A 22871-nucleotide genomic window follows, 5' to 3' on the forward strand; every position below is an offset into this window, starting at 1 on the left:
TCGTGGGGACATCACAACGGGCAAGACCACACTCGTTCGCTTGCTCCGAGGCTTCTTGGGGAACATTCCTAAGCACATGCCACCGGAAATGGAGCAGGTGCGGGCACTAACGGGCGAGGTCCTGCTCGGCGACAGACTGTGGAAGCTTTACCGTCCTATGGTCACCACTAAGGATGCCCCAGTTGAAGTGGCAGAGGCGGATTCGTCCGAAGAGGTAGAAGGTATAGCTCTGCGCCTGCCGGCCGCCGGCTCGGCGGGCTATGGAGAGTTCGTACTGCAACAGCTTGGTTTGCCAGTGGTCTCTGTTCCCCGCGCTAGAAAAGAACCCACCCTTGACCAAACGCCGGTAACCATTAACGACTGGCTGCACTATTGCATCGTCACCGGCGACGAGTTGGACGTTCAGGTCTTTGGGCACCGTGAGACATTCCGTGATCACAAACGGCGTTGGGTGTTTGAAATCGCCTATGGCCTATACGACGAGGAACTCGCACGACTTTCTGCCCAAATCCGTCAAGTGGATCTGTCCATCCGCGCAGCAGAGGCCGAGCATGAAGTAGTGGCAGCTTTTCTGGCGGAGGCAGAGTTCGGGAGCAAGGAGGAATTAGAGGGTACTTTGGAGGCCGAGCAGGAGACACTGTCCGCACTTCAGCAAAGCCAGCATGACACCCGTAGTGCCTTCGAACATGAGCCAGCAGAGGAGATCGCTGCGTTGCGGGCTGGCGTGCTAGACCTACGCAAGGAAATTGACGCCGATAAAGCCGAGCTTCGGCAACATGAGGCGCAGCTTCGTGACCTCTTAGACCTGGAACGTCAGTTGGTGAGCCTTTCCAAGCGTCTTACACGCTCGATAGTGGCAGACGAATGGATGGTTGACTTTGATTTCATCGTTTGCCCTCGCTGCGGCCACGACCTGGACCGACATCGTGTAGAAACTTCCATTTGCTACTTATGCGAGCAACCTGAGCCAGACATCGCTCCAAATAGGGAGACCCTTCTTCGGGAACAGGACCGCGTTACTTTTCAAATCGCCGAAACCAAACAGCTCATTGAAGAACGGCGATATAGCCTCGAACGGCTGCGCAATGCGAGTAACGAGGGGGCCGAACGACTGATCAAGCTGTCGGTTCAGCTTGATCAAGCAACCGAGCAATTTGTGTCGAGCCATGCATCCGAACTAAAAGCTCTAGCAGCACAAGTGGCTACGGTCGAGGCAAATGTTGCTTGGCTCCTGCGTTCATTGAAACTGTTCGCGCACCAGTCGAACCAGCAGGAGCGCCTAGACATACTCCGCGACCGGAAGGCCGAGCTGGAGGCGGACCTTGAAGCCCACGATGTTGCAGTCTCTGAGGCAGAGGAAAACATCGCTGCTCTTGAAGCACGGATGCTCGACTACCTCCAGCGCCTGAATGCCCCTACCTTGGGCGATTTGTTGACCGTCCGGATCAACAGAACAAGCTATCTGCCTGAGGTCAGTGGACGGACGTTCGACGAGCTGTCGAGCCAAGGGCTCAAGACTATTGTCAACGTGGCGCACACATTGGCTCATCACACGGTCGCAATAGACAGAGGACTCGCGCTACCAGGATTTGTCGTTCTGGATGGAGTATCGGCTAATTCGGGGAAGGATGGCCTGGATGGTGAACGTGTTCTTGACATGTACCGGCTCTTCGCTGAGATATCCGACTCCTACAGCGACCAACTTCAGATTCTTGTAGTTGATAATGAGCTACCTCCCGAGATTGTGGCCGACTTGAACGATCGAATTGTGCTAACACTTTCACAGAACGATCGGCTAATTGTCGGTCCAGCCGAGCTAACCGCCACAACGGACCAATAAAGCAACTCGCCTGCTTTTGTGTCGCAATCGCCGGCGAGGTCCGCCTCGTACATGGCCTTTGGCCCTGCGGGCGTCGCAGGCGTCGCGGACGGCCCTGGCGGATTGCCGCAAGGTTCGCAGGCCCCGGACGTCGTGCGATGTCTCGCAAAAAAGATGAAGTCACGGCCTGGGCCGCCCCAGTCTCCCAGCTCGTACGCCGCAAGCTTTCAGGTTTTGGTCGGGATTCCTGTACCAGCCCTAGGACTCGTATAGACGCCGACCTGCAGCGATGGCTGGCTAGGAGATTGCCCACGGCTGTTATTGAGATGCCGTCTGGCTGTGGCTCCGCTGCCCACAGCCGGGGACAATCCTGATGGGTTATCCACCGCTACTGCTGCTGAGGGAGCTTTCCCGATGGCTCCCGATTTCAGCCGTGGATAACCCGGTTTGACCCCAACTGTGGACAGCCCGCGTGGTCACCTGAGGGTTGGCTAGACAAAGCCCCGGTCAGAATAGCCCTGGGGGCGGTTCCTCGCAGGGTAGCGGGGCGAGTTTGGAGCGGTGCCCGTCGTCCGGGTTGCAGCCGCGGAACGGCCCGTCAGTTGAGAGTAGTACGGACATGTGGTGGTCTGCGTGGTCGCGCCACCACACGCTCATCCCTGTGGTCCCGTCGAGGCGCAGGAACTCCCAAGCGCGCCAGAGTGCTTCGAGGCGGCTGATTGCTTCCGCGTGCTTCCACCATTGCGGGCACCAGGTCACTCCTCCCTGGACGTTAAGCTGCCGGCGATAGCTGGTGGCCAGCTTTTTGCTGACGAATTCGGCGACGTTTGGGTAGAACAGTTCGGGCTGGTCTCCGTCGTCCTCGGCTTCTTCCCTGGCGTCAGCTTGAGTGTCGTCCGGTTTGTCGTCCCATTCGCCCAGGCCTTCACTCATCAGAGGCTCCAGCGGCTACCCATCGGTTAGTTGCCGCGAGTGCCGGATGGTTGGCCGGGTCGTGCGCAGCGATGGAGGCCCGGATTGCGTCGGCGTGTGCGCCGTTCATCCAGGGCACCGTTTCCAGCAGTGCGGCGGGGGCGCCGGAGGCGAACATGATGGCGCGGCCGCGGGGGAACGCGGCCAGGTCGGAGACGTCCAGGGTGCGTTCTCTGCGGTCGTCGTCGTGGCTGTAGGAGGTGCCTTGTTTGGAGCGGCTGCGGGTGGTGTTGGAGTAGCGGTACTCCCCCACGAGCTGCGCGAGCTCGTTCAGGAATTCGGCTTCGGCGACGCCGCCGCCGTAGACCTTGATGTTGGAGGCTGACCAGAGTTTGCGCATCCCGTCACGGCCCCAGACTTCCACGCCTTGGGACCAGGACTGGAGGATGGTCATCAGGACGATGCCCCGGGAGCCGTAGTGGCTGTAGAGGTTTGGCAGTTCGCGCCAGCGGCAGACGTTGGCCGCTTCGTCCAGGACACCGACCATGGGGGTGGCGAGCCGGCCTCCGGGTGAGTGGACGGCGAGTTCTTCGGCGGCTTCGACTGTGGCCACGGTCAGTGCTGTCACGAGTGGGCCGGCGGTGCCTTTGCCTTCCTTGGACAGGCTGTACAGGGTCCCCTTGGAGCGGACGAATTCCGCCGGATCGAACTGCGGCCGCTCATCGTTCTCACCCCGGGGTGTCACCCACCGGGCCACTTGGCGGTTGGTGAGGCAGGAGGCCATCTGCAGCGCCGTGCCGTACACGCCGCCACGCTGTTTCTCGGGAGCGTTGATCACGCCACCGACGGCGTTCGCAGTCTGGAGGTACCCGTGGGTCTTGAGGATGTCGACCGCTTCATCCTCAGCGGGCCGGGTCAGCCAGGTGTGAACCTGCGTGATCGGGCGGCCGTCAAGGGCCGCGGCGAGCAGGAGCCCGGCAAGGAGATCCTGGCCAGCCGGATCAAAGTAGGCGTCCGTCTTGGCATCAGGGCCACGCGAACCGGCTGCGAAGTGGTCCGCCAGGCGGGCCGCTTTGACCTCGTCCGTGACGTAGGACAGGGGGTTCCACCACCAGTCGGGTTCCTCGAGTGCGACGGACTGCGGGTCGAAGACCCACACCGGCCCGTCGGCCGCCCGGACGTCGCGTGTTCCGTCAACGATGTCCCGCTTGTTTGAGGTCACCAGCGCAGCTCCCGGGGCGGCGAGGATCGCAGGGATGGCCCGGGATGTCGTCTTGCCCGTCCGGGGTCCCCAGATGTCGATGTGCATGTCTTCCCAGGATCCGTAGACCATCTGCCCGCCGAGGACGGTCTTGCCTACCGGGACGCCCGGTGAACCTTTGACTCCGAGACGTTCGGCGGTGGCCGTTGCGCCGCGCAGGCTCAGGGCGCGCAGGTCCCGGGCTTTGGCCATGTGCTGGGCTGCGGCGTCCACCCGGGAACGCTTGGACCGTTTGCGCAGCACCGCACGGACCACCAGAACGGCCACAAGGATGATGAGGACGCCAAAGCTGATCAGTACCCAGGTGGCGGCCTCGGGCCAGGTGACCTTGTGCGAGAGCAGGCTGAAGACCAGTTCAAACGGGTTCGCCGGCAGCTTCTGGCCATCACCGGACAACATTGAGCCCAGGTGCACGGCGCCGGCCACCGAGCCGACACCAAGCACCACGGCTGTGATGAAGACCCAGAGCAGGATGGTTTCGCCATCCATCCGGGAGCGTTTGCCGCTGTTTGGCGCACCCATCAGTTGTCCCCTTCGCCGTTCCGGCTGATCGTCCAGCGCTTGTTCGTGTCGTGCAGTTTTTCTTCGACGCTGGTCAGCTTGAGGGCGACCGGGATCCCGGGGCGGCCACCGACTTTGAAGAGGAACTTGCCCAGGCCCGGGCGTACGCGTTTGCGGGATCCGCCGACGTCGGTCCATGACCCCGGGTCAGCCCATGAGATGAGGCGGGATTGTTCGGCCCGGGAGAGGGTGACGGCTTTGTTGAGTTTTTCCATTTCGGCTCCGGGGAGCGCGCCGCAGACGACCATGCCGGAGCGTTCGACGAATCCGCGGGCTTTCATCCGTTCGGCTTCCGTGGGCAGGGCTTCGAGGTCGCTCATGGTGTGCGTGATCATGGCCTGCCCGACGCCCTCGGTACGGTTCAGGCGGGTGAGTGAGTCGACCCTGTCGACCATGCCTTCGCCGGAGCGCAGGGCCCGCCAGAGCTCGTCCATGACGACGAAGTAGTTACGGCGCGGTTCCAGGCCGGCGTCTGCCAGGGTGTGGGCGACCTGGACGGTGGCGAACCCGGTTGACCAGCAGGCCAGCAGGCAGGCCGCTTGAATGTCGCGCTGCGTGTCGGAGATTCCTGACAGGTCGAAGACCACGGGCTTGGTCAGGTCCATCGGCTGGTCGGTGGGCTGGGAGAACATGTCCGAGAAACGGCCCGAGCCGTCGAGGGAGTACAGCGACTGGCGCAGCTGGTCGGTCGCGTCGAGGTAGCGGCTCATGTCGCCACGGTCCAAGGCGATCGCGCGCAGCTCGTCGGGGGCGTCTTTGATGACCTCGATCAGGTCCCCAATGAGGGGCACGCGGTCCAGGCGCTCGTCCAGGATGTGCAGTGCCCGGTCAATCAGGGATTCCTCGTGGGCGCTGGGCTTGGCGTTCCGCACGATGGTGATCAGCGCCGTGATCATGTTCAGGCGCCGGTTGTGCGAGTCGGCCATCAGCTGTTCGGCCAGTTTCTCCGCCTTCGCCGCTGCAGCTAGCAGCTGCGCGGCCGCAGCCTGGTCGCCCTCTGGATCGTTTAGGGCCCGGTTCGCCTTGGCCCGGTGTTCCTCGGCTGAAGCGAGCAGCCTGACGGCGGCTCCTTTGGCTTCACCGGGGTCCAGGACGTTCAAGTGGCCGCGTCCGGGGCCCAGGCTGATGACCTGCCCGCCGAGGGCTTCGATCAGGTCAACGTAGTCCGGCTTCAGGTCACCGAGGATCAACGGGTTGATGCTCCGGCCAGCCAGGCCCAGGACGATGTGCCGGACCAGGGTGGACTTGCCGTAGTGCGGCAGGCCGAGGACAAACATGGAGGGGTTGTTGATCATGCCGTGCATGAACCAGCTGATGGGATCGGCGCTGAAGGGCGCTCCGGTGTCGGTGTGAACGCCGATTGGAACTCCGAGGATCGGGGTGCCGGAGCCGCCCACGAATGGCCAGAGACCGCAGACCTGGACGGAGGTTCCGCGCCATTCGTCGGCAGCGGTGACGTAGACGGCTTCGCCCTGTCCGCGGCCGCGCCAGCCCCGCAGGCCCGGGCGGCGGGAGACCGCGGGGGCGAGCTTCGTGGCTGGGGCCGGTGTGCGCTGGTGCTGGGTCTTGCTGCCGAACATCACATGGCCTCGCGGATCTCTTCGGGAACCTTCAAGTGCTTGGGCAGGACCAGCCCCAGTGGCAGGGACGCGGCAAAGGCAGAATCCTGTGAGCCGTACGCGCGCCGCAACAGCAGACGTGCCGAGGGGCCGAGGTTGCCCTCCACCACGGCCACGGCGTCCTCAAGGTCACGGGCGGACAGCACCGTGGCGGTTACGACCATGCCGAAGTTGACCAGCCCGGCCCCCTTGGCTTCCTCCGCTGCGGTGGCCTGCGCAGCGCGCGCGTCGACCAGAGCGCGTGCGGTGGGGCGGTTGGTCGAGGAGGCCCGGGTCAGGGCGCTCGTCTGGTCGGACTCCACGATGGCGGCCGCGCGGCCTGCTTCGATCGGACGGTACAGCAAGGTGACGCGCTTGCGGTCGATCTCCCCGTGCGGTGCGACGAGGCGGCCCAGCGCTGATGCCAGGATGTGTCCGCGCGGGGCGCCCGTCATTGTCCATGACACGGAGTGCCCGGAATCGTGGCGGTAGCCGTCCCAGTTGGATTGGTGGGCGGACGGTCCGACATCGCCCCAGTCCAGGTCAACGGGTGTGCCCTGGTAGTGGGCTTCGTCGATGAGCCGAGCTGCTGCAGGGTCGTAAGCGACCCGAACGACCTCACACAGTTCCTGGGCGTTCAACGGGGCGCAGGCCCCGGCGCCGGTGGATTCCAGACGTTCGGTCAGGCTGGGAAGCCGTGAGGCGAGATCCCTTGCGATCTCTTCGGCCGTGCGTCGTTTGCCGCCGGCCCGGGCAGCGGCGCTGAACGTCAGCGCGACCCAGGCGCGGATCGTGGCCGATCCCTGCGGGTAGGTGTTCAAGGCCTCGCGGAGCATGGCCTTGGCAATGTCAGGGGCGTCGTCATGGATGTTCGATTCAACTTCCCTGCGCAGCCGTGCCCCGGAATCGGGTGCGGTTTCGACCGTGACGGATGCAGCCACGACGGCAGGTTCATTGGACAACGAGGCCAGCCAGCCGCCCCAGTTAGCCACCCAGGCATCAATCTGCTCGGGATCAACCAGGGACGCCCCGTCGGGCTGGGTGCCGAAGACAACGGTGTAATGCGCGGTGGAGGGAAGGTGAATCAGCGCGAAGGGGCGGCCATAGGAGTCGGTGAACTCGTAAAGCTTGGAACCGGCGGAGATCCCAGGCAGCTGGAACTCGCCCCAAGGCGTCAGCCCCAGCGGGCCGGAGCGGTAGATGTTGGCCTTCTTGCGCCGTGCGGAGCGGAACGCCAGCCGGGCGAAGACCCGCTCCCCTACGGATTTGTTGTGCTTGTCGGTCACCGACACGACGGCCAGCGCCACCCCAAGAATGAACAGAGCAATGAGCCCGGCGAACCAGCCCCCAACAAAGAGGCAGATCACCGTGATGATGAGGCCAACAAACAAACCGGCTGTTGCCAGCCCACCAAGGGTGCCGATGCCCGCCTTACGGGGACGTCGCCAGTTGCCGTAGGTCGGTTCCCTGTATGTGTTCTCGATCGCTGCCATTTCAAGCACCCCCCGTGGATTCTTCACTCATGTCTTTGATGGCCCCGGAAGCGGCCTGGCCTGCTTCTGCGCCCTTCTGTGCGGCCAGTACGGCGGCACCGCCCGCGCCCGCGGCCACAGCGCCGCCGCTGGCGGCTGCTCCGCTGCCTGCAGCAGCACTGCCCGCACCGGCGGTAGATGCTGTCGGGCCAGTTCCTGATTGGGCGCCCGTGGCTCCCGAACCCCGGGTGCCGTTCGTTCCTGCTGTTCCCTGGCTGCCAGTGCCCGAAGGGCCCTGCGATGCAGGGCTTTGGCTAGATGCGCTGTTGGTTGTCGTCGAGCTGGTGGATGATCCGCCGCCGCGTCCGGCGCTGCCCATGCTGATTGCGCCGGAAGCCAGTGCGCCGACCGTCCCTGCTGCCAGAGCGCCACCGCCGCCAGCGACAGCACCAACCATCGGGGTGACGAACCGCATGAGGGCTGGCAGGGCGAACAAGGCAATGATCATCAGAGCCAGTCCGGTGACTGTTGCCAGGAGCGCGGAGCCGAAGTCCTTGCCGTCACCAACGTTTCCGAAGATCTTGCTGCCGCTGAGTTGGAAGGCCGTCGCGTAGATAATGGCGGCCGCGGGCTTGTAGAGAATGAAAGCGATCAGCCAAGCTGTGCACTTCTGGAACCAACCCTTGCCGGCCTCGGTGTTGCTGAAAGCTGCAGCCGTAGGAAAGATCCCTGTCAGGATGACGAGCAGGCCACCGCGGATGATCATGAGCACGATCTGCATTACGGAGGCCATAATCGCGATGAGCCCCAGGAGAATGATCATGATCGACCCGATCGGGCTGGTGGCCGAAAGCGCCAACAGGGCCGTGATGTTTTCGTTGAACGAGGTCCCGTTCGTGGAATTAGTGATGATCCAGGCAGAAAACTGATCCGCCGCGACCGTCAGCAGTCCCACTGCCGCCACACCGGCGCCGGAGATGACGATCAACGTCGCCAGCGAACGCACCAGATCCCGCAAAGGCGCACCCCTGCGCTCAATCACCATCTTTGCTGACCCCACAAGGACGGACAGCACAGCCAGGGAAGCCGTCCAGAAGTAGAGACTGTTCTGCAGGAACAACACCGGGTCACTCGCCGTGGACCCTCCCGGGGCCGCGGTCAGAGCGGGAGTTCCCACGTTCAACCAAAAGGTCCCGAGTGTTTGGACTGTTTGTCCAACGGCATCGGCAATAGCTTTCGCCATGTTCTTCACGGCATCATTGGCGACATCTTCAATGGCCGCCCCTGCCTGGCAAAAGGGATTTATTGCATTCAAGCCGGAGCAGTCAGCCATTAGACACCGGCCCACTCAACGTAGCCACTGAGGTCACTGAGCTGTCGCGCCCCAGTGTCCCCTGTAGCCGGAACAACGAACTTCCAGTCGCCCTCGTACCACTGGAGCGGAACTGGGATGGAGACGAAAGTTCCATTTGCACCCTTGAATGCGAGATCAATGACGGCCCGGTCAGCCTCGTAAGAACGGAATGTGAAGCCGGCCAATTGGGCGGTCACGGAGTTTGGGGCGGCTGTTGGGGATGACTTCAGCACCGCATCTCGCTCCGGGCTTGGTACAGCCAACTGCTGATAAACGAGGTCCGCTTTTCCAGCTGAGGACAACGCAGTCATGTTTGCCGCTGCATACAACGCGCCGGTCGGTGAGTGTGCGAAACAGGAGCGGAGGCCGTTGGCTTCGGTCTTGCCGGGGCCAAATTGCGTGGGCGATGTTGGTGCGGCGATCTTGCCGACCAATTCCCATTTGGTATCAGCGGGTGTAGTGGCCGGCTTGGCCTGATCACCGGATGGCAGGCCGCACACGCTGGCCCCCGACGTCGCCGCAGGTTGGCTGCTGGTGCTCGTGCTGGTGGAGCTCGGTTCAGGGGACGCCGTTCCCCCGCCTCTGGGAACCAGGGCCAGGATTACCCCGAGCGCGACAATGATCGCCACGACAACGGCCGAGATGATGAACTTAGGTTTGGTGAGCGGATTCTGGTCTTCGTTCACTGTCGGTTCAGTCATGGCTCGGCTCCTTAGACCAGGGCGCCTACGACGCCGCCAGCGGAGGCTGCCAGGATGCACCCGCCGAGGACCCATGCCAGACGGCCGGCATGCTCGCCGCCCTCTCCGCGTCGGTTGTTGATCATCATCGTTCCGGCTGTGATCAGGATGCCCGCCACGGCAAGGCCGAAGACGATCCATGCGACCCATTTGAGGATTGTCAGCAAACCTTCAGAGCCGGGAGGCGCTTCACCTGTGCCCGGATTCGGTATCTCAGTGATGGCAAAGCTTGACCATTCCATGGCCTTGGAAAACATCATTAGTTTCTACTTTCTACTTAGCCGTGTGTCCGGCAGTGGCAGTTACTGCGATCTGGACCTGTTCAAGAGTGGTGCGGGCTTCTTTGGGAAGTTCCTCGGTGGCGACGTCATGGCCATAACGCCATGCGTTTACCCAGGGGAAATGCCACATGTGGGGCACTCCCCCACCGACGACGCGGGCGAAGTCGCGGATCTCTTTGGGGAGCCGTCCGGGAGCGTCAGCCATGACCACCAGGCCGGCGACGTGGATCCCGGAAAGAGAGCCGGAAGCCCATTCAGTGGCAGCGAGCCGTGCTGCACGAAGACCCGGGATATTGGACCGCGCAACCAGGACGATCGCGGATCCGGCTGCCGTCAAAGGCCACTGATGTTCGGCGGCTTTGGTTCTCTTGTCCAGGCGTGCAAGCGAAGTTTCGCCAGCGCCGCCGTGGACACCAAGCCACCAAAAGCTCGGTTCCCTCCCCGCAACGTTCCTTCGGGGAAGCCGGTCCGCCTGGTCCGGTTGCGGAACACTCAGCTGCGGCCTGGTCGCCCCCGTAGGGACGAAAGGCGGCTCTTCCGGGATAGCTGAAACGGGTTCGTCGATAGTTTCTGCGCCGAGCGTCACCCAGCGATTCTTTGAGACCGGCATTTCACATCCCCTACTAATGTCCGCAAAGATCGTATCGGTACCATCCGACACGAAAGGCCAAAAGTGACCCCCAACAACAGCTTTAATACCTTTCAGTCACCTCCAGTACATCACAGTACCAATTTGTGGTCTACGATGGCTCTATGCGGTGGGACGGACTGAGCGTGGACCCCAAGTACCTGGAAGCACTCTTCGCCAAGTACCCGGAGCGTCTTACGCCTCAGGACCTCGAAGAGATCTTCGGGTTGTCCCGGAACACCGTCTACCGCTGGCTCCAAACCGGAGTGATTCCTGCTTACCAAGTCGAGAAGACATGGTTAATCGCCAGAGATCAAGTCAAGGACTGGGTCTGGGAGAACCGGAACACGCTCAGGAAGGGCCAGATACCAGAAGTGAACGACGAGGACCAGCCCTAGGGCGCAGCAGCCGACGAGCAGATGTGAGGGGGACACATGCAATCACGAACGAGCGCGCCCGCGCTGGTCGCCGGCGCCGTCCTTGCACCCGTCGGCTTGGTGCTGTCCATCATCCTGTTCGGCGGGGGCTCCCAGGCCGCGGCCGATGTCTGCTCACCAACCGGGTCCAGCGTCAGCGTTGACGCAAGCCAGCTGCCCAAAGTCGCTATTGCCGGTTACGAGGGCGAGCAACTGAAGAACGCGGCCCTGGTCATCAATGCAGGCAAAGCCCTTGGTCTGTCCGCCCGGGGACAGACGATCGGTGTCATGACGGCCATGGGCGAATCCGGGCTCCGGGTTCTGGACTACGGCGACGGCCCGGGCCCTGACTCCCGGGGACTGTTCCAGCAGCGCGACAACGGCGCATGGGGGACCTACGCGGACCGCATGAACCCAACGACTTCAGCGACGAGCTTCTTTACCGCCCTGCAGAAGGTCAGCGGGTGGGAACAGCTCGAACCCACCACGGCCGCACACAGGGTCCAGCGCAACGCCGACCCGTTCCACTACCAGCCCTACTGGGCCGCCGCCGTCGAGGTTGTCGCCGCCCTAGGCGACGTTCAGATCACCGACGCCGGCGGGGAAAGCTCCTGCGGGATCCCCGGCCAATCCGGTAAAGACGATGACCTGCCGTGGCGCACGGCCAAGATCTACGAACCATCCCCGCTGGGCATGTACACCCGCGAATGCGTCGACTTCGCCCTCTGGCGTGTCAACCAGCAACTGGGCAGCACCACCGCCCCCTACAAGGTCCTCAACGGCACCTTCCGGCCTGACGGTGCCGTCCTCGGCTCTGCCCTCACCTGGAAAGACGGCTGGGACGCCAAAGGCTGGCCCACCGGCAAAACGCCACGTGTCGGCGCTGTCGTCTGGTACTCCCCCGGCACCGGAGGCGCAGACGGCACCTACGGCCACGTCGCCGTCGTCAAAGCCGTTAACGGTGACGGCAGCTTCCTGGAAGAGGGCTACAACGGCAACCCCGCCCCGAACGACCACACCTACTACACCCGCACAGTAGAGAACAGCACTCCCAGCGCCTTTCTCTACCTGCCCGGCAGCAACTCACCGGAGGAACCATGAAACGCACCCTGACAGCCCTCGCGGCCCTGCTCGTGTGCACGGCATGCGCGCCGGTATCCAGCTCTACGCCCGGGGAACCATCGCCCAGTGCTTCCGCCGCCAGCTCAGCCACGCTCAGCGCGGGCGGTAAGCCCCAAGCTCCCGGCGGCACAGCGCCGGCCACGCTAGGCATTGCCTGGGACGAGGCAAGCAAAACAGCCGCGCTGGAAACCGCGACCGAGGCCATGACGCTGTATGCCCGTCCCACTGTCACGGACAAGCAATGGATCCAGGAACTCGGCCAGCTCCTCACCGCCCAAGCAACCGCTGATTACCAATATGTTGACCCGGCCAACATCCCGGTCACCAGGATCACTGGAACGGGCCAACTCAGGATCGATGAGAACAACGGTTTCGGCTGCCATGTCGTCTTTCCCACCGATGTCGGCGACTACGACGTGCAGCTGCTCCGCAGCGCAGCCGACAAGCCCTGGCAGGTCAACCGTTTCACGCCCCCGAACGGCACAAAGTAAGGACAGATGATGGAAACTCAAGCACTCGACTTCCCCAAGATCAACGCCGTTCTGCGGACCAACGGAACCGGCGAAGTCACCATCAACGGAACCTCCCACGCGATCGAGGCCGCCGACGAAGCCGCTGTCCTGGGCGAGGCGCTACGCCTCATCTCTGAAACCGCTGCTCAGCTTGGCCGACCCGTCCGCGTCAGCACCACCGATCCGGACGGCCAGGGCCTCATCATCGTCTCCCCCGAAGGTGTTGTCAGCGAGGCCGCTCCTATCAAGCCCACCCCGAAGCAGGAGCAGGACACCTTGCCCGCTACGGCAGCCCCTTCCCCCAGAACGGCCAAGGCCACGACTACGGCCGCGCCTGCTCCTACACCAGCCTCGGCTCCCGATGCCTCTCCGGCCGAAGAAGTGCCGGCACGCCCTGCCGACCCTGCGCCGGTGACCTTCGGTGCAGCTGTCAAGGACTCAGCCCAGGGGCCCGCGCCGGCCGCCACAGCAGCCGCAGCTGAGCCTGCCACACGGCGCAGCCTCAAAGACACCTCATTCCTCATCAGCGCGCCCGTGCTCCAGCCGGCCACGCGCGGCTGGCGCGGCGTTCTCAGCCGCCTGGGCTTCCGCATGGACCCCTCGCCTGAAGAGCTGGCCGAACGCGAGGACATCCGCACAGTGAGCCAGCACTGGCCCGGCCCTCGCACTGTGGCTGTCGTCAACCGCAAGGGTGGAGCGAACAAGACCCCCACCGTCGTCATGCTCAGCGCGATCCTGGCCCGTTACAGCGGCGCGGCGACTGTCGCCTGGGACAACAACGAATCACAGGGCACCCTCGGCTGGCGCACCGAGAAAGGCGGCCACAACAACAGCGTCCTGGATCTCATCGACTCATCAAAGGCGCTGCTCTCCCCCAGCGCCCAAGCAGCAGAGATCGCCCAGTTCGTCCACCACCAGACCTCGGACAAGTTCGACGTCCTGCGCTCAGACGAAAACGAGGAGGGCGACCACGAAGTGACCGCAGAGGAAGTGGACATCGCCCACCAGGTACTCACCCGCTACTACCGTCTGATCGTCATGGACTCAGGAAACACCGCCCGGGCCGCCAACTGGCGGAGAATGATCCACCACACCAACCAGCTCGTGGTCCCCGTGACAGCCATCGAAGACCGCGCCGAAGCCGCCCGGCTGACTCTCCAAACCCTCGAATCCCGTGGCGGCCACGACGCCGAGCTGGCCCGCAACGCCGTCGTCATCGTGTCCGAGTCCACCGACGCCAAGCGCAGCATGAGCGGCGACGCGCTCAAACGCGCCAAGGACGAAGCCCGGCGGATCGCTGACGGCTTCGCCCCCCATGTACGAGCCGTTGTCCGCATCCCCTACGACCCCGCCCTGGTCAACGGACCCATCCGCTACGACGCACTCCAGCCAGCCACCCAACGAGCCTGGCTCGCCGCAGCCGCCGCCGTCGCAAAAGGCTTCTAAAAGAGATGAAGCCGACACGCCGTACTTTATGTCCGATCCCCAGCGTTTCAGAAACTAACGTGAGGGGCATGGCAATTCAGAAACGCGCACGCGGAGGACGCCCTTCTAAAGGGGACCGTCATGTTCTGACTACCCGGCTCCCCGTTGCAGATGCAGAAAAGTTGTTCGCTGTTGCAGATCACCAAGGGCAGTCGGCTAGTGAGTTCATCGCACATGCCGTTGCTGAAAAGCTCGCCGCTATCGACATGACATTCGTTAGCGGCCAGGAGGAACTGCCTATCGGCCGTATCGCCTCTTAAGAGAGGAAGGCCCGCACTAGGCGGGCCTTCTCGGAAGCATTAAGTCCAGATCCAGTTCTTGGCGGGACACGATCTGAACTTTTGACAACACCCACGCTGTGGGTGCCATTTGTGTTACCTCGAAAGGAACTACTGCACACCATGGTACCGGAACCGGTATCGGCGTCAACGCATGCCCTTATGGGTGTCGCGCCGTATGTGAAGCCAGAAGAGGCATGGAGCCTTGCTCCGATGATTGCTGGCGCACCTTCGTACCGATTGGGTCGGTGGGTTGGTTCGCGATTCCAGTACCCGCGGCCGCGGGCCACGCCGAAAATCACACGGTCGCTTCCGGAGCGTCCTGCGGCGGTGATGGTGCATGGGCCGGATGGCTGTGTTGCCACGCTGTGCTTGGATTTTGACACGTCCAAGGCCCTCAAGGGTGTGGTTGATGCGGACGCTGCCCGGGTGGGCCGGTTGTTGTCGGCATGCGGGGTGCTTTTTGTTGAGGACTTCTCCCCCAGTGGTGGCCGGCACGTTTACATCCCGCTGCGGGATCGTATGGACGCAACCGAAGCCAGGGAGCTGGTGGAAGCGCTGGCGCTGACGGCGACGAGCCTGGACCCGAGTCCTCACCAGAACATCACGGACGGATGTATCCGTGTCCCTGGTTCGGTGCACAAGGCCGGAGGCCATCAAACCCTCGTCACTCCACTCTCCCAGGCCTACGACATCCTGCGCCGCCGCAACCCAGCCTCTGCGCTGGTCGAGCTTCGGGCCGCTCTGGCTCCGGAACTAACCCGTAAGCGTGCACTCAAAGCCAGGGCTGCCAGGAGTGTGGCCGCACAGCGAAATGGTTTCTTGCCGCAGCTCTCACTAACCATGGCCAGTGAGTCTCCGCTGCGCAGGGTGGCACGTACTGGCCTGTATGACACGGCTAGGTACAAGAGCCCATCCGAAGCTCGGATGGCTGTACTGAATCACTTCAGCGCCTGTGGTTGGTCACTACAACACGTCGAGAACGAACTCACCGGCCAGTTCCCCGGGCTGGCAGCGCTCTATGGAACCCCTCAACGCCAGGCACGACTCCTGCCCTATGAGTGGGCCAAAGCCCAGTCCTTCACCTCCACCCAAGTTCTGCAGAAACGAGACCCGCATAAACAGAGGAAAAAGACTGCCCCTATTAACAACACAAGCCCAACTTTAACCACAGGGGGGGCGGGGAAACTCAGTAGCGCTGGTGTGCACCAGCTCGTGAACGACCTGGAAAATATTCTCTACGCAGTCGTCGACCACAGACTGCGTGCCAGAGGCCGGCAGGGCCTTAGTCTTCGTTTGCTGATTCGTGGGCTACTGGGTTACATGAGAGCCAAGGAAACTGACGTTCTCGATGTTGGTTGCCGAACCCTTGCTGCCGCGATGGGAAAACACCACGTCACGATCGCCCGGCTCCTGCCCGTTTTGGTTGCTGCCTCCGATGGCATCCTGACCAAAGTTGCGGACGCACGCCACAAAACCGCCGACGTTTACCTCATCCAACTCCCTGAGCAGTATCAACAACTGGCTCGGGAATTATCCTGGCGAAAAGGAAAAATCCACGCCATCCGTCCTGTCTTCCGGGCGCTTGGCGACGCTACAGCGCTGGTGTATGAAGCTATTGAACGTGGTCGGGACGCTCCCACTACAGCGGACCTCGTGCGGGCTACTGGTGTCAGCCGGAATGCATGCTCGGCAGCGCTGGCAGAGATGGAAGCCCTGGGTATGATCCAACGCCAAGGACACACATGGAACACGACCACAGTCAACCTGCGCATGCTCGCGGCACGACTAGGTGTCATGGATGACTACCTTGAACAGATCAGCCGTAACCGACATGAACGCGCCGCTTGGCACGCCTACCTAGACCGGTTTTTTACCACCCAGGTACAAAAGGCCGACCTATTTGACCCAGAACGGGACGAGTACTGGCTACCACCCGACGATGCGGCAATCTGGTATGCAGCTTGAGGCGAAATATGACAGGGAAGGGAGTAGAGGCGGATCTCTACGATGTCGAACGGGAACAATATTGACCTGTTTCGGACTTCGATTCGGCCTTATGGACATTGGCCCAGGGCTTCCTTAGCTTGTACTGCCCTCGGTCAAGCAAAGGCGCAGGCGGAGAATCAATCTTGACGTATTTATTCTTGCGCCGCCTCCAGAGCTGCATGACGCGGGTCTTCTCCGCAAGCTGATATGCACTCAGACATTTGAATCCGAAAACGCCCGGGTTGGAAGGGCGGACAACTCCAGAGGCGGCGATCCCCCGCTCAATCGAGGGCGCTCCAAATGCGGGCTCAACGAAAGCGTCATCCCCGTAATTACCCTTGAATGTCGCCGTCTCAGAGTACTGGGTCTATGTTAGTGGTACAGGGAATAAATCCAGACGTATTTATCTATCCTGACAGCTCGGTGCTAAACCTGGGCGCTAAACCTGTCTGTCCAACTTCATGCGGTTCCTGAAAGCCTCGGCACTTCCCCCAGCATTGCGTTGGCGAGCCCTTGGGCCCCACGTGATCTAGGGATAGTTTCACTGTTGCTTCCCCGGTAGCGCTGGGTCGGAGAAAGCTCCTCCTTCCGTAGCTTCGTTTTCCAGAGGCGACTCGCCGAGATAAATACGTCATGACGTAAAGATAGACGGATAGACTGATAGACAGATGCCCCTGCTTCGACAGCGGTGCCATGGACGCGGGTTGAGCGGCAATAAATACGTCATGACGTAAAGATAGATTGATTGACGGATGGATAGATGGACAGACAGATAGATTTATTAATTAGGACTGAGGTGACGTGTGAAAGTAACTGCGATAGGGAACCGAAAGGGCGGAGTCGGCAAGACCTCTGTGACACTGGGTCTTGCCACTGGTCTCAAGTTGATTGGCAAAAAGGTGCTGGTAATTGACCTGGACCCTCAAGCTAACGTCACCGAAGCACTTGAAGGCTCAGGCGAGTTCGACATCTTCGACGTGCTATATGGGGGAGATGCCGGCACTTTGGGCCAGGCCATCACAGAGACCTCCTGGCCTGGCATTGATCTCATTCCCAGCTCAGAATCGCTTGCGCGGCTGGAATCGGAAAGCCTCATGACTCCTGAGCTGCGGTTAAAGACCGCCGCATGGGGCGCCGAGGAATTGGCGGGATACGATCACATTCTTTTGGATCTTCCTCCCGCGTTGGGTCGTCTGACGCTTAATGGCCTTATTTGGGCTGATCGAGTCCTGGCTATAACCGAGCCTGCGGCCTTCTCCGTCAAAGGAGTCACCGAATTCATGGAGACAGTGAAGAAAGTGCAGTCACTACCGCACCTGAATCCGGCACTTGAGTTCCTGGGAATCATCATCAACAAGACCAGTTCGCCCCTCACCGGAGAGCATGCCTTCCAGATCGGCGAATTGGAGGCTGCCTATGGTCAGGACGTAAGGAGCCCCCACCTTCCACTCAGGACTGCCATGCAGGACTCGGTCAGCTCGAGAGCGCCTCTTACAAAGCTCAACAGCAGGGGAGCTGTAATCATGACCGAAAAGTTCGTCGAACATGCTCGCTTTATCGATGGAGTCAACTGATGCCAGTAGAGAGAAAATCAGCAATCCGCAAGGCACCCGCTGCGGACGTGGTCGATGTTCTGACCTCCCGAATCGACAGCAAAAAAGCGCAGGCTACAGAACCTTTGCGTGCCCAGGCACCTGAACTCTCGGAAGATGCTCCTCGATCATCCTCCAACAGGCGTCCCGGACCGGGCCGCCCTCGGAGCAAACGCCGGATGGAACCCTTCTCCTCAAAGATAGAAATCGAACTCCGAGATGAGATGGATGACTATGTGGCTGAGCACGGACTTTCGATCATCGACTTCCTAGATGAAGCCGTCAGGGATCGCCTTAAAAAATAATTATGTCTGGACGTAATTATCAGTCTTTGCTGTTCAAGGGAGGGGCAAGGAGCCAGGCGCGCTGAAGTTGGCGTGCAAACAAGGGTCCGTGGAGAGCTGCATACGTGAGCGACTACCAGCACTGCTGGAGTGTCGGTCTATGACGACCCTTTCCGAGGCGGGGTCCTGGTCGCGATGGGGGAGAGGCCGGCGGGGCGCCAGTTGCTGGGAGACAGATCCGGAGCAGGTCAATAACGACCGTTTCTGATCTGCTGCCGGCAAGCCTTCGAAAAATGTGGAGTTGGCCGATAAGTGGCGGCGTTTTTTGATCGCTCTTTGTCGCATCGTTGGGGCAATTCCTTGTAGGGCTGGACGGCCAATAAAGGTGCTCTTACGGCTCGATGAGCCCGGTGCGGATGGCGAACCTGGTGAGGTCCAGACGGTCGCGCAATCCCAGCTTTTGGAGGACGTTGGCGCGGTGGCGGTCGACGGTTTTCACGCTGATCCTGAGGGTGTCGGCGATTTCCTTGGTGGAGTTGCCTTCTGCGATGAGCTTGGTGATCTGTTCCTCACGGGGAGTGAGGATACTGTTCGGTATCCGGTCGCCGCGGCGGTCTCGTTCGAGATAGTCGCGGATGAGTGCGGTGATTGCGCCGGGGTAGAGGAAGGACTCTCCGCGCATTGATGCCCGGCACGCTTCGATCAGGTCGCGGTCGGCGACCGACTTGAGGACGTAGCCAGAGGCTCCGGCGCGTAGCGCCTCGAAGAAGTACTGCTCGTTGTCGTACATGGAAAGGATGAGGATCCGGACGTCGGGTGTGTTCCGCGATATTTGTCGTGCCGCCTGGATGCCTGTCATTTGGGGCATGGCGATGTCGAGAATAGCGAGGTCCACTCCGCCGGCTGTCGCGGCGGCTACGGCTTCTGTGCCGTCTGCGGCCTCGGCGACGACGGTGAGGTCGGGTTCCGCGTCGAGGATCATGCGAAGGCCGCGGCGGACTAGGGCGTGGTCGTCGGCGAGAAGGATACGCGTGGGTGCGTCCATCGGTTCAGCCCCTCGCCTTGGCGCCGGGAACGACGAGGCGAACGTCGGTTCCCCCGCCCGGGCGGGAGGAGACTGTGAGCTCGGCGCCAATGAGTAGGGCGCGTTCGCGCATTCCGCGGATGCCTGCGCCCTCGGCGAGGTCGCCGCCTCGCCCGTTGTCTCGAATTCGCAGGGTCAGCCCAGTCATGGATGAGGTGAGCGCGAAATCGACTCGTGTCGCGTGTGCATGACGGGCGACGTTGGTGAGTGCCTCCTGTGCAATGCGGTAGAGCACCAGCTCGACGTCCCCGCTGAGCTCGGGAAGCTCGTCATCAATCTCCCAGTTCACCGGGATCCCGCTCGAGCGGGAGAACTCGGTGCCCAGCGAAGTCAGGGCGCTGCGCAGGCCGAGGTCAGCGAGGACGCCGGGGCGGAGACGTTGCGCGACCTGGCGGACCTCCTCCAGGCTCGCGCGGACCGCTTCCTGGGCGACGAGGCTCTCTTCGCGCAGATCGTCGGGAGATCGGTCGACAACTCGCTTGAGGCTAAGGAGAGCAACGGTCAGGCTTTGGCCGATCTGGTCGTGCAGTTCCCGCGAGATCCGCTGACGTTCACCCTCTTGCGCGGCCAGGGCGAGGGCGCTGCTCGCGCTGGTTTCCGTTTCGAGCCGATCCAGCATTTCATTAAAGGTGCGGATGAGATGCTTGAGGTCGCCGTTGCCCGCCTCGGTCGCCCGGTCGCCACCGCGCCGCAGCAGGCCAACCCTGCGCATCACGGTCGTCAGCGCGTCCAACGGCGCCAGGCTGGCCCGTACCAGGGCGGCATTCGCGGCGAGGATGAGAGCCAGTCCGATGATCAGGACCGGCACTTCGGTCAGCAGGACGGGCGACGACACCGTCGCTGGAGAGAGCGCCAACACAAGAGTGCCGATCGCAAAGAGCAGCCCGTTGATGATGAACAGTCGCCAGAACAGCAACTGTGCCGGTCCCTTCGGGGGCAGGCCGACTGCCGCGCCGGCGGCCCTGGTTTCGAGCGGAGTCCGCATCCATCCAGCCTTACGCGGCCTGGGTGCTTTGTCCATGAGGCCCCGCACCCACAGGCTGCGGAGTCCTACACCCATCTCGCTCCGAAATGGGTGTCAGACCCAATGGCACCTCACTGATCACGGGGGGAGACTGGATCCACCCTAAAGAACCCAGGGAACGGAGGGCCCCATGGAGACCACCCACTCCACCGTGCCCGGCGCTGGCTTGCTGCATGACTGCCAGACCCGCGACGGCCAGCAGTTCCGCATTGTTGTCGACCGTCCGGGCAGGCGCGAAATCTTCGTTTACGACTCGGCCGAGCCCGACCGGGCCGTGGCACGAATCGTGCTCGAGGAGGACGAAGCCGATCAGGTCGCCGAGCTTCTGCACAGCCAGCCGCTCACCGATCGGATCGCCGAACTTGAACGCAGAGTCGCCCGACTGGCAGGGAACGGGAAATGACGATCGTGGACCCGGAGCCCGAGGACACCGACAGGAACGCAACGGGGCAAGCAGTCCACAAGCGGCTCGGGTCGTGCGGTCGCGGGTCCTCCCCACTCAACCGCATCTCGTCGATTCCCGCTGGAACCGTGGTTGAAAGCTACGACCGAGTCGGAACGGCGAGCTGACAGGCGAGGTACTCGCAGGATCTTTATCAGGAAAGGACCCGATGGAGCACCTCAGTCGATTCGCCGGCGAATTCCTCAAGGCGCTCAAGAACCTTCTGCCGATCGTGGTCGTCGTCTTGGTGTTCCAGCTGCTGGTGTTCCGTTCCATTCCCGATGGCCCCTTGGAGCTGGCGGCCGGCCTTCTGATCGTGGCTGTAGGGATTGCCCTGTTCCTGTATGGCCTGGATCTGAGTATCTTTCCGGTTGGTAAGAACCTGGCGAATCAGTTTGTCCGGAGCGGGGCTCTGGGGCTGTTGCTGCCCTTTGGATTTGCCATTGGCTTCGCGGCCTCCGTCGCGGAGCCGGCGGTGATCGCTGTCGCGGAGCAGGCCCAGCTGGTCAGCGCTGGCCGAATCAACGCTCTGGTGCTGCGTTTCGTCATCGCAGTGTCCGTGGGGCTGGTCCTGATCCTGGGCATCCTGCGCGTTCTGCGGGGCTGGGCCGTGTACAAGTTGCTGATCGGCGGCTACGCGGTGGCGCTGGGACTCACGTATATCGCCCCGGCGGAGATCATTGGTCTTGCCTACGATTCGGGCGGGGTCACCACCAACATCGTCAGTGTCCCACTGATCGCGGCAATCGGTCTCGGCCTGGCCAATTCCATCAGGGGACGCAGCCTGCTCGCGGACGGCTTTGGGTTGGTTGCGCTGTGCGTGATGGTGCCCATGATCGGGGTCCAGCTCTACGGTATCTGGGTCTACACCTTCGGCTCCGCCGGGCCACCGGCGCCGCCGGTGACTGACTCCGGGGAGGGTGCAACGGATTGGGTGGTCGGCATGATCCTTGGACTCGCGTCAATGGTCCGTGAAGTCCTTCCTATTGTGGCCGTCGTCTTGTTCTTCCAATGGGTCGCTCTCCGGCGCAGGCTGCCGCACCCCCTGCGGGTCGTCGTCGGCTTCATCATGGTCCTGGTGGGACTGTATGCCTTCGTGGTCGGGCTCAAGCTCGGGCTGTTCCCGCTTGGGACCCTGATGGCGGAGCAGCTGATCGAGCAGGGAGCCCCTGCCCTGATCCTGCTCTTTGCGCTGCTGATTGGCTTCGCGGTCACCATGGCTGAACCTGCCTTGGTGGCCATCGGGGAACAGGCGCAGGACGCGTCACCGGGCAAGATCAATGCGTTCGCCGTCCGGGTCATTGTCGCCGTTGGTGTAGGCCTCGGCATCGGCTTCGGCGTCTACCGGATATTGGTAGGCGGCCCGTTCCATTACTTCATCATGGTCGCCTACGCCATCGCGATCGTGCTGATGTTCTTCGCCCCAAAATACATCATTGCGCTGGCCTTCGACCTGGGCGGTGTCACGACGTCGGAGGTCACCGTGCCGATAGTAACCGCCCTCGGAATCGGCCTTGCCGCCGCAGTGGAGGGCAGGAACGTGCTGATCGACGGGTTTGGCCTCATCGCCTATGCCTCCATCTTCCCTGTCATCGCCGTCATGGTGTACGCCATGGTGAGGGAAAGAGTTCCCGTTCTAAGGAGCAGACCGGCATGAAATTCACAGCAGTCATCGTGATCGCCCCCGACGAGCTTGAAGACAGGGTGATTGAACATGCGCAGCGGGCCGGCGCGACGGGTGTGACCATCCTGCCGGGCAAGGGCATCGGTGGCGAGGCCAGGAAGACGTTTTTCGGGCTCACCTTCGAAGGCACACAATCAGTGCTGCTGATGGTCGTCGGCGCCCACCTGACTGCGCCCATCCTGAAGGAGCTGCACCAGGTACTGGTCAGAGGGACCGAATCCCGGGGCCTGGCCTTCGCGATCCCGATTGAGCACCTGACCGGGATCGACATGCGCCAGGTGGTCAGGTTCGAGGAGCACCTGCGCCGCGAGGGCGCCTGAGCCTGTCCGCACC

23 protein-coding genes are annotated in these 22871 nt (G+C 62.3%); 13 read left to right on the forward strand and 10 right to left on the reverse strand.

Going from position 1 to position 22871, the window contains the following annotated elements; translation table 11 throughout:
• Window positions 1-76 precede the first annotated feature (76 nt).
• Entirely contained in the window at window positions 77-1840 is a 1764-nt protein-coding gene (locus A3M3_RS26725; protein WP_331280380.1) for a hypothetical protein, read from the forward strand.
• A gap of 486 nt (window positions 1841-2326) precedes the next feature.
• Here the strand turns inward: A3M3_RS26725 and A3M3_RS0123055 are convergent, their stop codons facing one another.
• Genes A3M3_RS0123055 through A3M3_RS0123090 form a run of 8 tightly spaced genes read right to left on the reverse strand, consistent with a single transcriptional unit; the run spans window position 2327 to window position 10584 of the window.
• Window positions 2327-2752, reverse strand: coding sequence for a DUF4913 domain-containing protein (locus A3M3_RS0123055; protein WP_028268264.1), 426 nt, complete (start codon window positions 2750-2752; stop codon window positions 2327-2329).
• Window positions 2745-4514 carry a type IV secretory system conjugative DNA transfer family protein gene (locus tag A3M3_RS0123060; RefSeq protein WP_028268265.1) on the reverse strand — a complete coding sequence of 590 codons (1770 nt, stop codon included), beginning with the start codon at window positions 4512-4514 and terminating at the stop codon, window positions 2745-2747. Before A3M3_RS0123060 ends, A3M3_RS0123055 begins: the two co-directional genes overlap by 8 nt.
• On the reverse strand, window positions 4514-6133 hold the full coding sequence (locus A3M3_RS0123065) for an ATP/GTP-binding protein (protein ID WP_028268266.1): 1620 nt from the start codon (window positions 6131-6133) through the stop codon (window positions 4514-4516). The genes A3M3_RS0123060 and A3M3_RS0123065 overlap by 1 nt, the downstream gene beginning before the upstream one ends.
• Window positions 6133-7644, reverse strand: a complete 1512-nt coding sequence (locus A3M3_RS0123070) for an SCO6880 family protein (RefSeq protein ID WP_028268267.1) — start codon at window positions 7642-7644, stop codon at window positions 6133-6135. The genes A3M3_RS0123065 and A3M3_RS0123070 overlap by 1 nt, the downstream gene beginning before the upstream one ends.
• 1 nt (window position 7645) lies before the next feature.
• Window positions 7646-8956 carry a hypothetical protein gene (locus tag A3M3_RS0123075; protein WP_028268268.1) on the reverse strand — a complete coding sequence of 437 codons (1311 nt, stop codon included), beginning with the start codon at window positions 8954-8956 and terminating at the stop codon, window positions 7646-7648.
• Window positions 8956-9678, reverse strand: a complete 723-nt coding sequence (locus A3M3_RS0123080) for a hypothetical protein (protein WP_028268269.1) — start codon at window positions 9676-9678, stop codon at window positions 8956-8958. The genes A3M3_RS0123075 and A3M3_RS0123080 overlap by 1 nt, the downstream gene beginning before the upstream one ends.
• A gap of 11 nt (window positions 9679-9689) precedes the next feature.
• Complete coding sequence (locus A3M3_RS0123085; protein WP_028268270.1) at window positions 9690-9977, reverse strand: hypothetical protein; 288 nt, start codon at window positions 9975-9977, stop codon at window positions 9690-9692.
• 13 nt (window positions 9978-9990) lie between these two features.
• The gene (locus A3M3_RS0123090; protein ID WP_231497413.1) at window positions 9991-10584 is read right to left on the reverse strand and encodes a DUF6668 family protein; all 594 of its coding nucleotides are present in this window, start codon (window positions 10582-10584) and stop codon (window positions 9991-9993) included.
• A 167-nt stretch (window positions 10585-10751) separates the two neighbouring features.
• Here A3M3_RS0123090 and A3M3_RS0123095 point away from each other — a divergent pair, with 167 nt between their 5' ends.
• From A3M3_RS0123095 to A3M3_RS0123125, 8 genes are all read left to right on the forward strand, one after another.
• Complete coding sequence (locus A3M3_RS0123095; protein WP_028268272.1) at window positions 10752-11024, forward strand: helix-turn-helix domain-containing protein; 273 nt, start codon at window positions 10752-10754, stop codon at window positions 11022-11024.
• Window positions 11025-11060: 36 nt separating this feature from the next.
• Window positions 11061-12143 (forward strand): CHAP domain-containing protein, encoded by a 1083-nt coding sequence (locus tag A3M3_RS0123100; RefSeq protein ID WP_028268273.1) that lies wholly within the window; start codon window positions 11061-11063, stop codon window positions 12141-12143.
• Complete coding sequence (locus A3M3_RS0123105) at window positions 12140-12655, forward strand: hypothetical protein (protein WP_028268274.1); 516 nt, start codon at window positions 12140-12142, stop codon at window positions 12653-12655. The genes A3M3_RS0123100 and A3M3_RS0123105 overlap by 4 nt, the downstream gene beginning before the upstream one ends.
• A gap of 6 nt (window positions 12656-12661) precedes the next feature.
• Window positions 12662-14122: a MinD/ParA family ATP-binding protein gene (locus A3M3_RS0123110; RefSeq protein WP_028268275.1), complete on the forward strand. Its 1461-nt coding sequence runs from the start codon at window positions 12662-12664 to the stop codon at window positions 14120-14122.
• Between the two features lie 68 nt (window positions 14123-14190).
• Window positions 14191-14421, forward strand: coding sequence for a hypothetical protein (locus A3M3_RS29175; RefSeq protein WP_155854532.1), 231 nt, complete (start codon window positions 14191-14193; stop codon window positions 14419-14421).
• An 81-nt stretch (window positions 14422-14502) separates the two neighbouring features.
• The gene (locus A3M3_RS0123115) at window positions 14503-16407 is read left to right on the forward strand and encodes a MarR family transcriptional regulator (protein ID WP_231497414.1); all 1905 of its coding nucleotides are present in this window, start codon (window positions 14503-14505) and stop codon (window positions 16405-16407) included.
• An 824-nt stretch (window positions 16408-17231) separates the two neighbouring features.
• Complete coding sequence (locus A3M3_RS0123120; RefSeq protein ID WP_028268277.1) at window positions 17232-18002, forward strand: ParA family protein; 771 nt, start codon at window positions 17232-17234, stop codon at window positions 18000-18002.
• Complete coding sequence (locus tag A3M3_RS0123125) at window positions 18002-18325, forward strand: hypothetical protein (RefSeq protein WP_028268278.1); 324 nt, start codon at window positions 18002-18004, stop codon at window positions 18323-18325. Before A3M3_RS0123120 ends, A3M3_RS0123125 begins: the two co-directional genes overlap by 1 nt.
• 370 nt (window positions 18326-18695) lie before the next feature.
• On the opposite strand, the gene A3M3_RS0123130 is transcribed toward A3M3_RS0123125, so the two are convergent.
• Both A3M3_RS0123130 and A3M3_RS0123135 read right to left on the reverse strand, forming a co-directional pair.
• Window positions 18696-19349, reverse strand: a complete 654-nt coding sequence (locus A3M3_RS0123130; RefSeq protein WP_028268279.1) for a response regulator — start codon at window positions 19347-19349, stop codon at window positions 18696-18698.
• 4 nt (window positions 19350-19353) lie between these two features.
• The gene (locus A3M3_RS0123135) at window positions 19354-20373 is read right to left on the reverse strand and encodes a HAMP domain-containing sensor histidine kinase (protein ID WP_028268280.1); all 1020 of its coding nucleotides are present in this window, start codon (window positions 20371-20373) and stop codon (window positions 19354-19356) included.
• A gap of 169 nt (window positions 20374-20542) precedes the next feature.
• Here A3M3_RS0123135 and A3M3_RS0123140 point away from each other — a divergent pair, with 169 nt between their 5' ends.
• From A3M3_RS0123140 to A3M3_RS0123155, 4 genes are read left to right on the forward strand one after another with little or no spacing between them, the layout of a single operon-like run.
• Window positions 20543-20815, forward strand: coding sequence for a hypothetical protein (locus A3M3_RS0123140; RefSeq protein WP_028268281.1), 273 nt, complete (start codon window positions 20543-20545; stop codon window positions 20813-20815).
• Complete coding sequence (locus A3M3_RS29180) at window positions 20812-20982, forward strand: hypothetical protein (RefSeq protein WP_155854533.1); 171 nt, start codon at window positions 20812-20814, stop codon at window positions 20980-20982. The genes A3M3_RS0123140 and A3M3_RS29180 overlap by 4 nt, the downstream gene beginning before the upstream one ends.
• A gap of 41 nt (window positions 20983-21023) precedes the next feature.
• A complete protein-coding gene (locus A3M3_RS0123150; RefSeq protein WP_028268282.1) occupies window positions 21024-22511 on the forward strand; it encodes a DUF1538 domain-containing protein in 1488 nt (495 codons plus the stop codon).
• A complete protein-coding gene (locus A3M3_RS0123155; protein WP_028268283.1) occupies window positions 22508-22858 on the forward strand; it encodes a P-II family nitrogen regulator in 351 nt (116 codons plus the stop codon). The genes A3M3_RS0123150 and A3M3_RS0123155 overlap by 4 nt, the downstream gene beginning before the upstream one ends.
• The last annotated feature ends 13 nt before the right edge of the window (window positions 22859-22871 follow it).

It is taken from the genome of Arthrobacter sp. MA-N2 (genome assembly GCF_000517125.1).
Taxonomy (GTDB): domain Bacteria; phylum Actinomycetota; class Actinomycetes; order Actinomycetales; family Micrococcaceae; genus Arthrobacter; species Arthrobacter methylotrophus.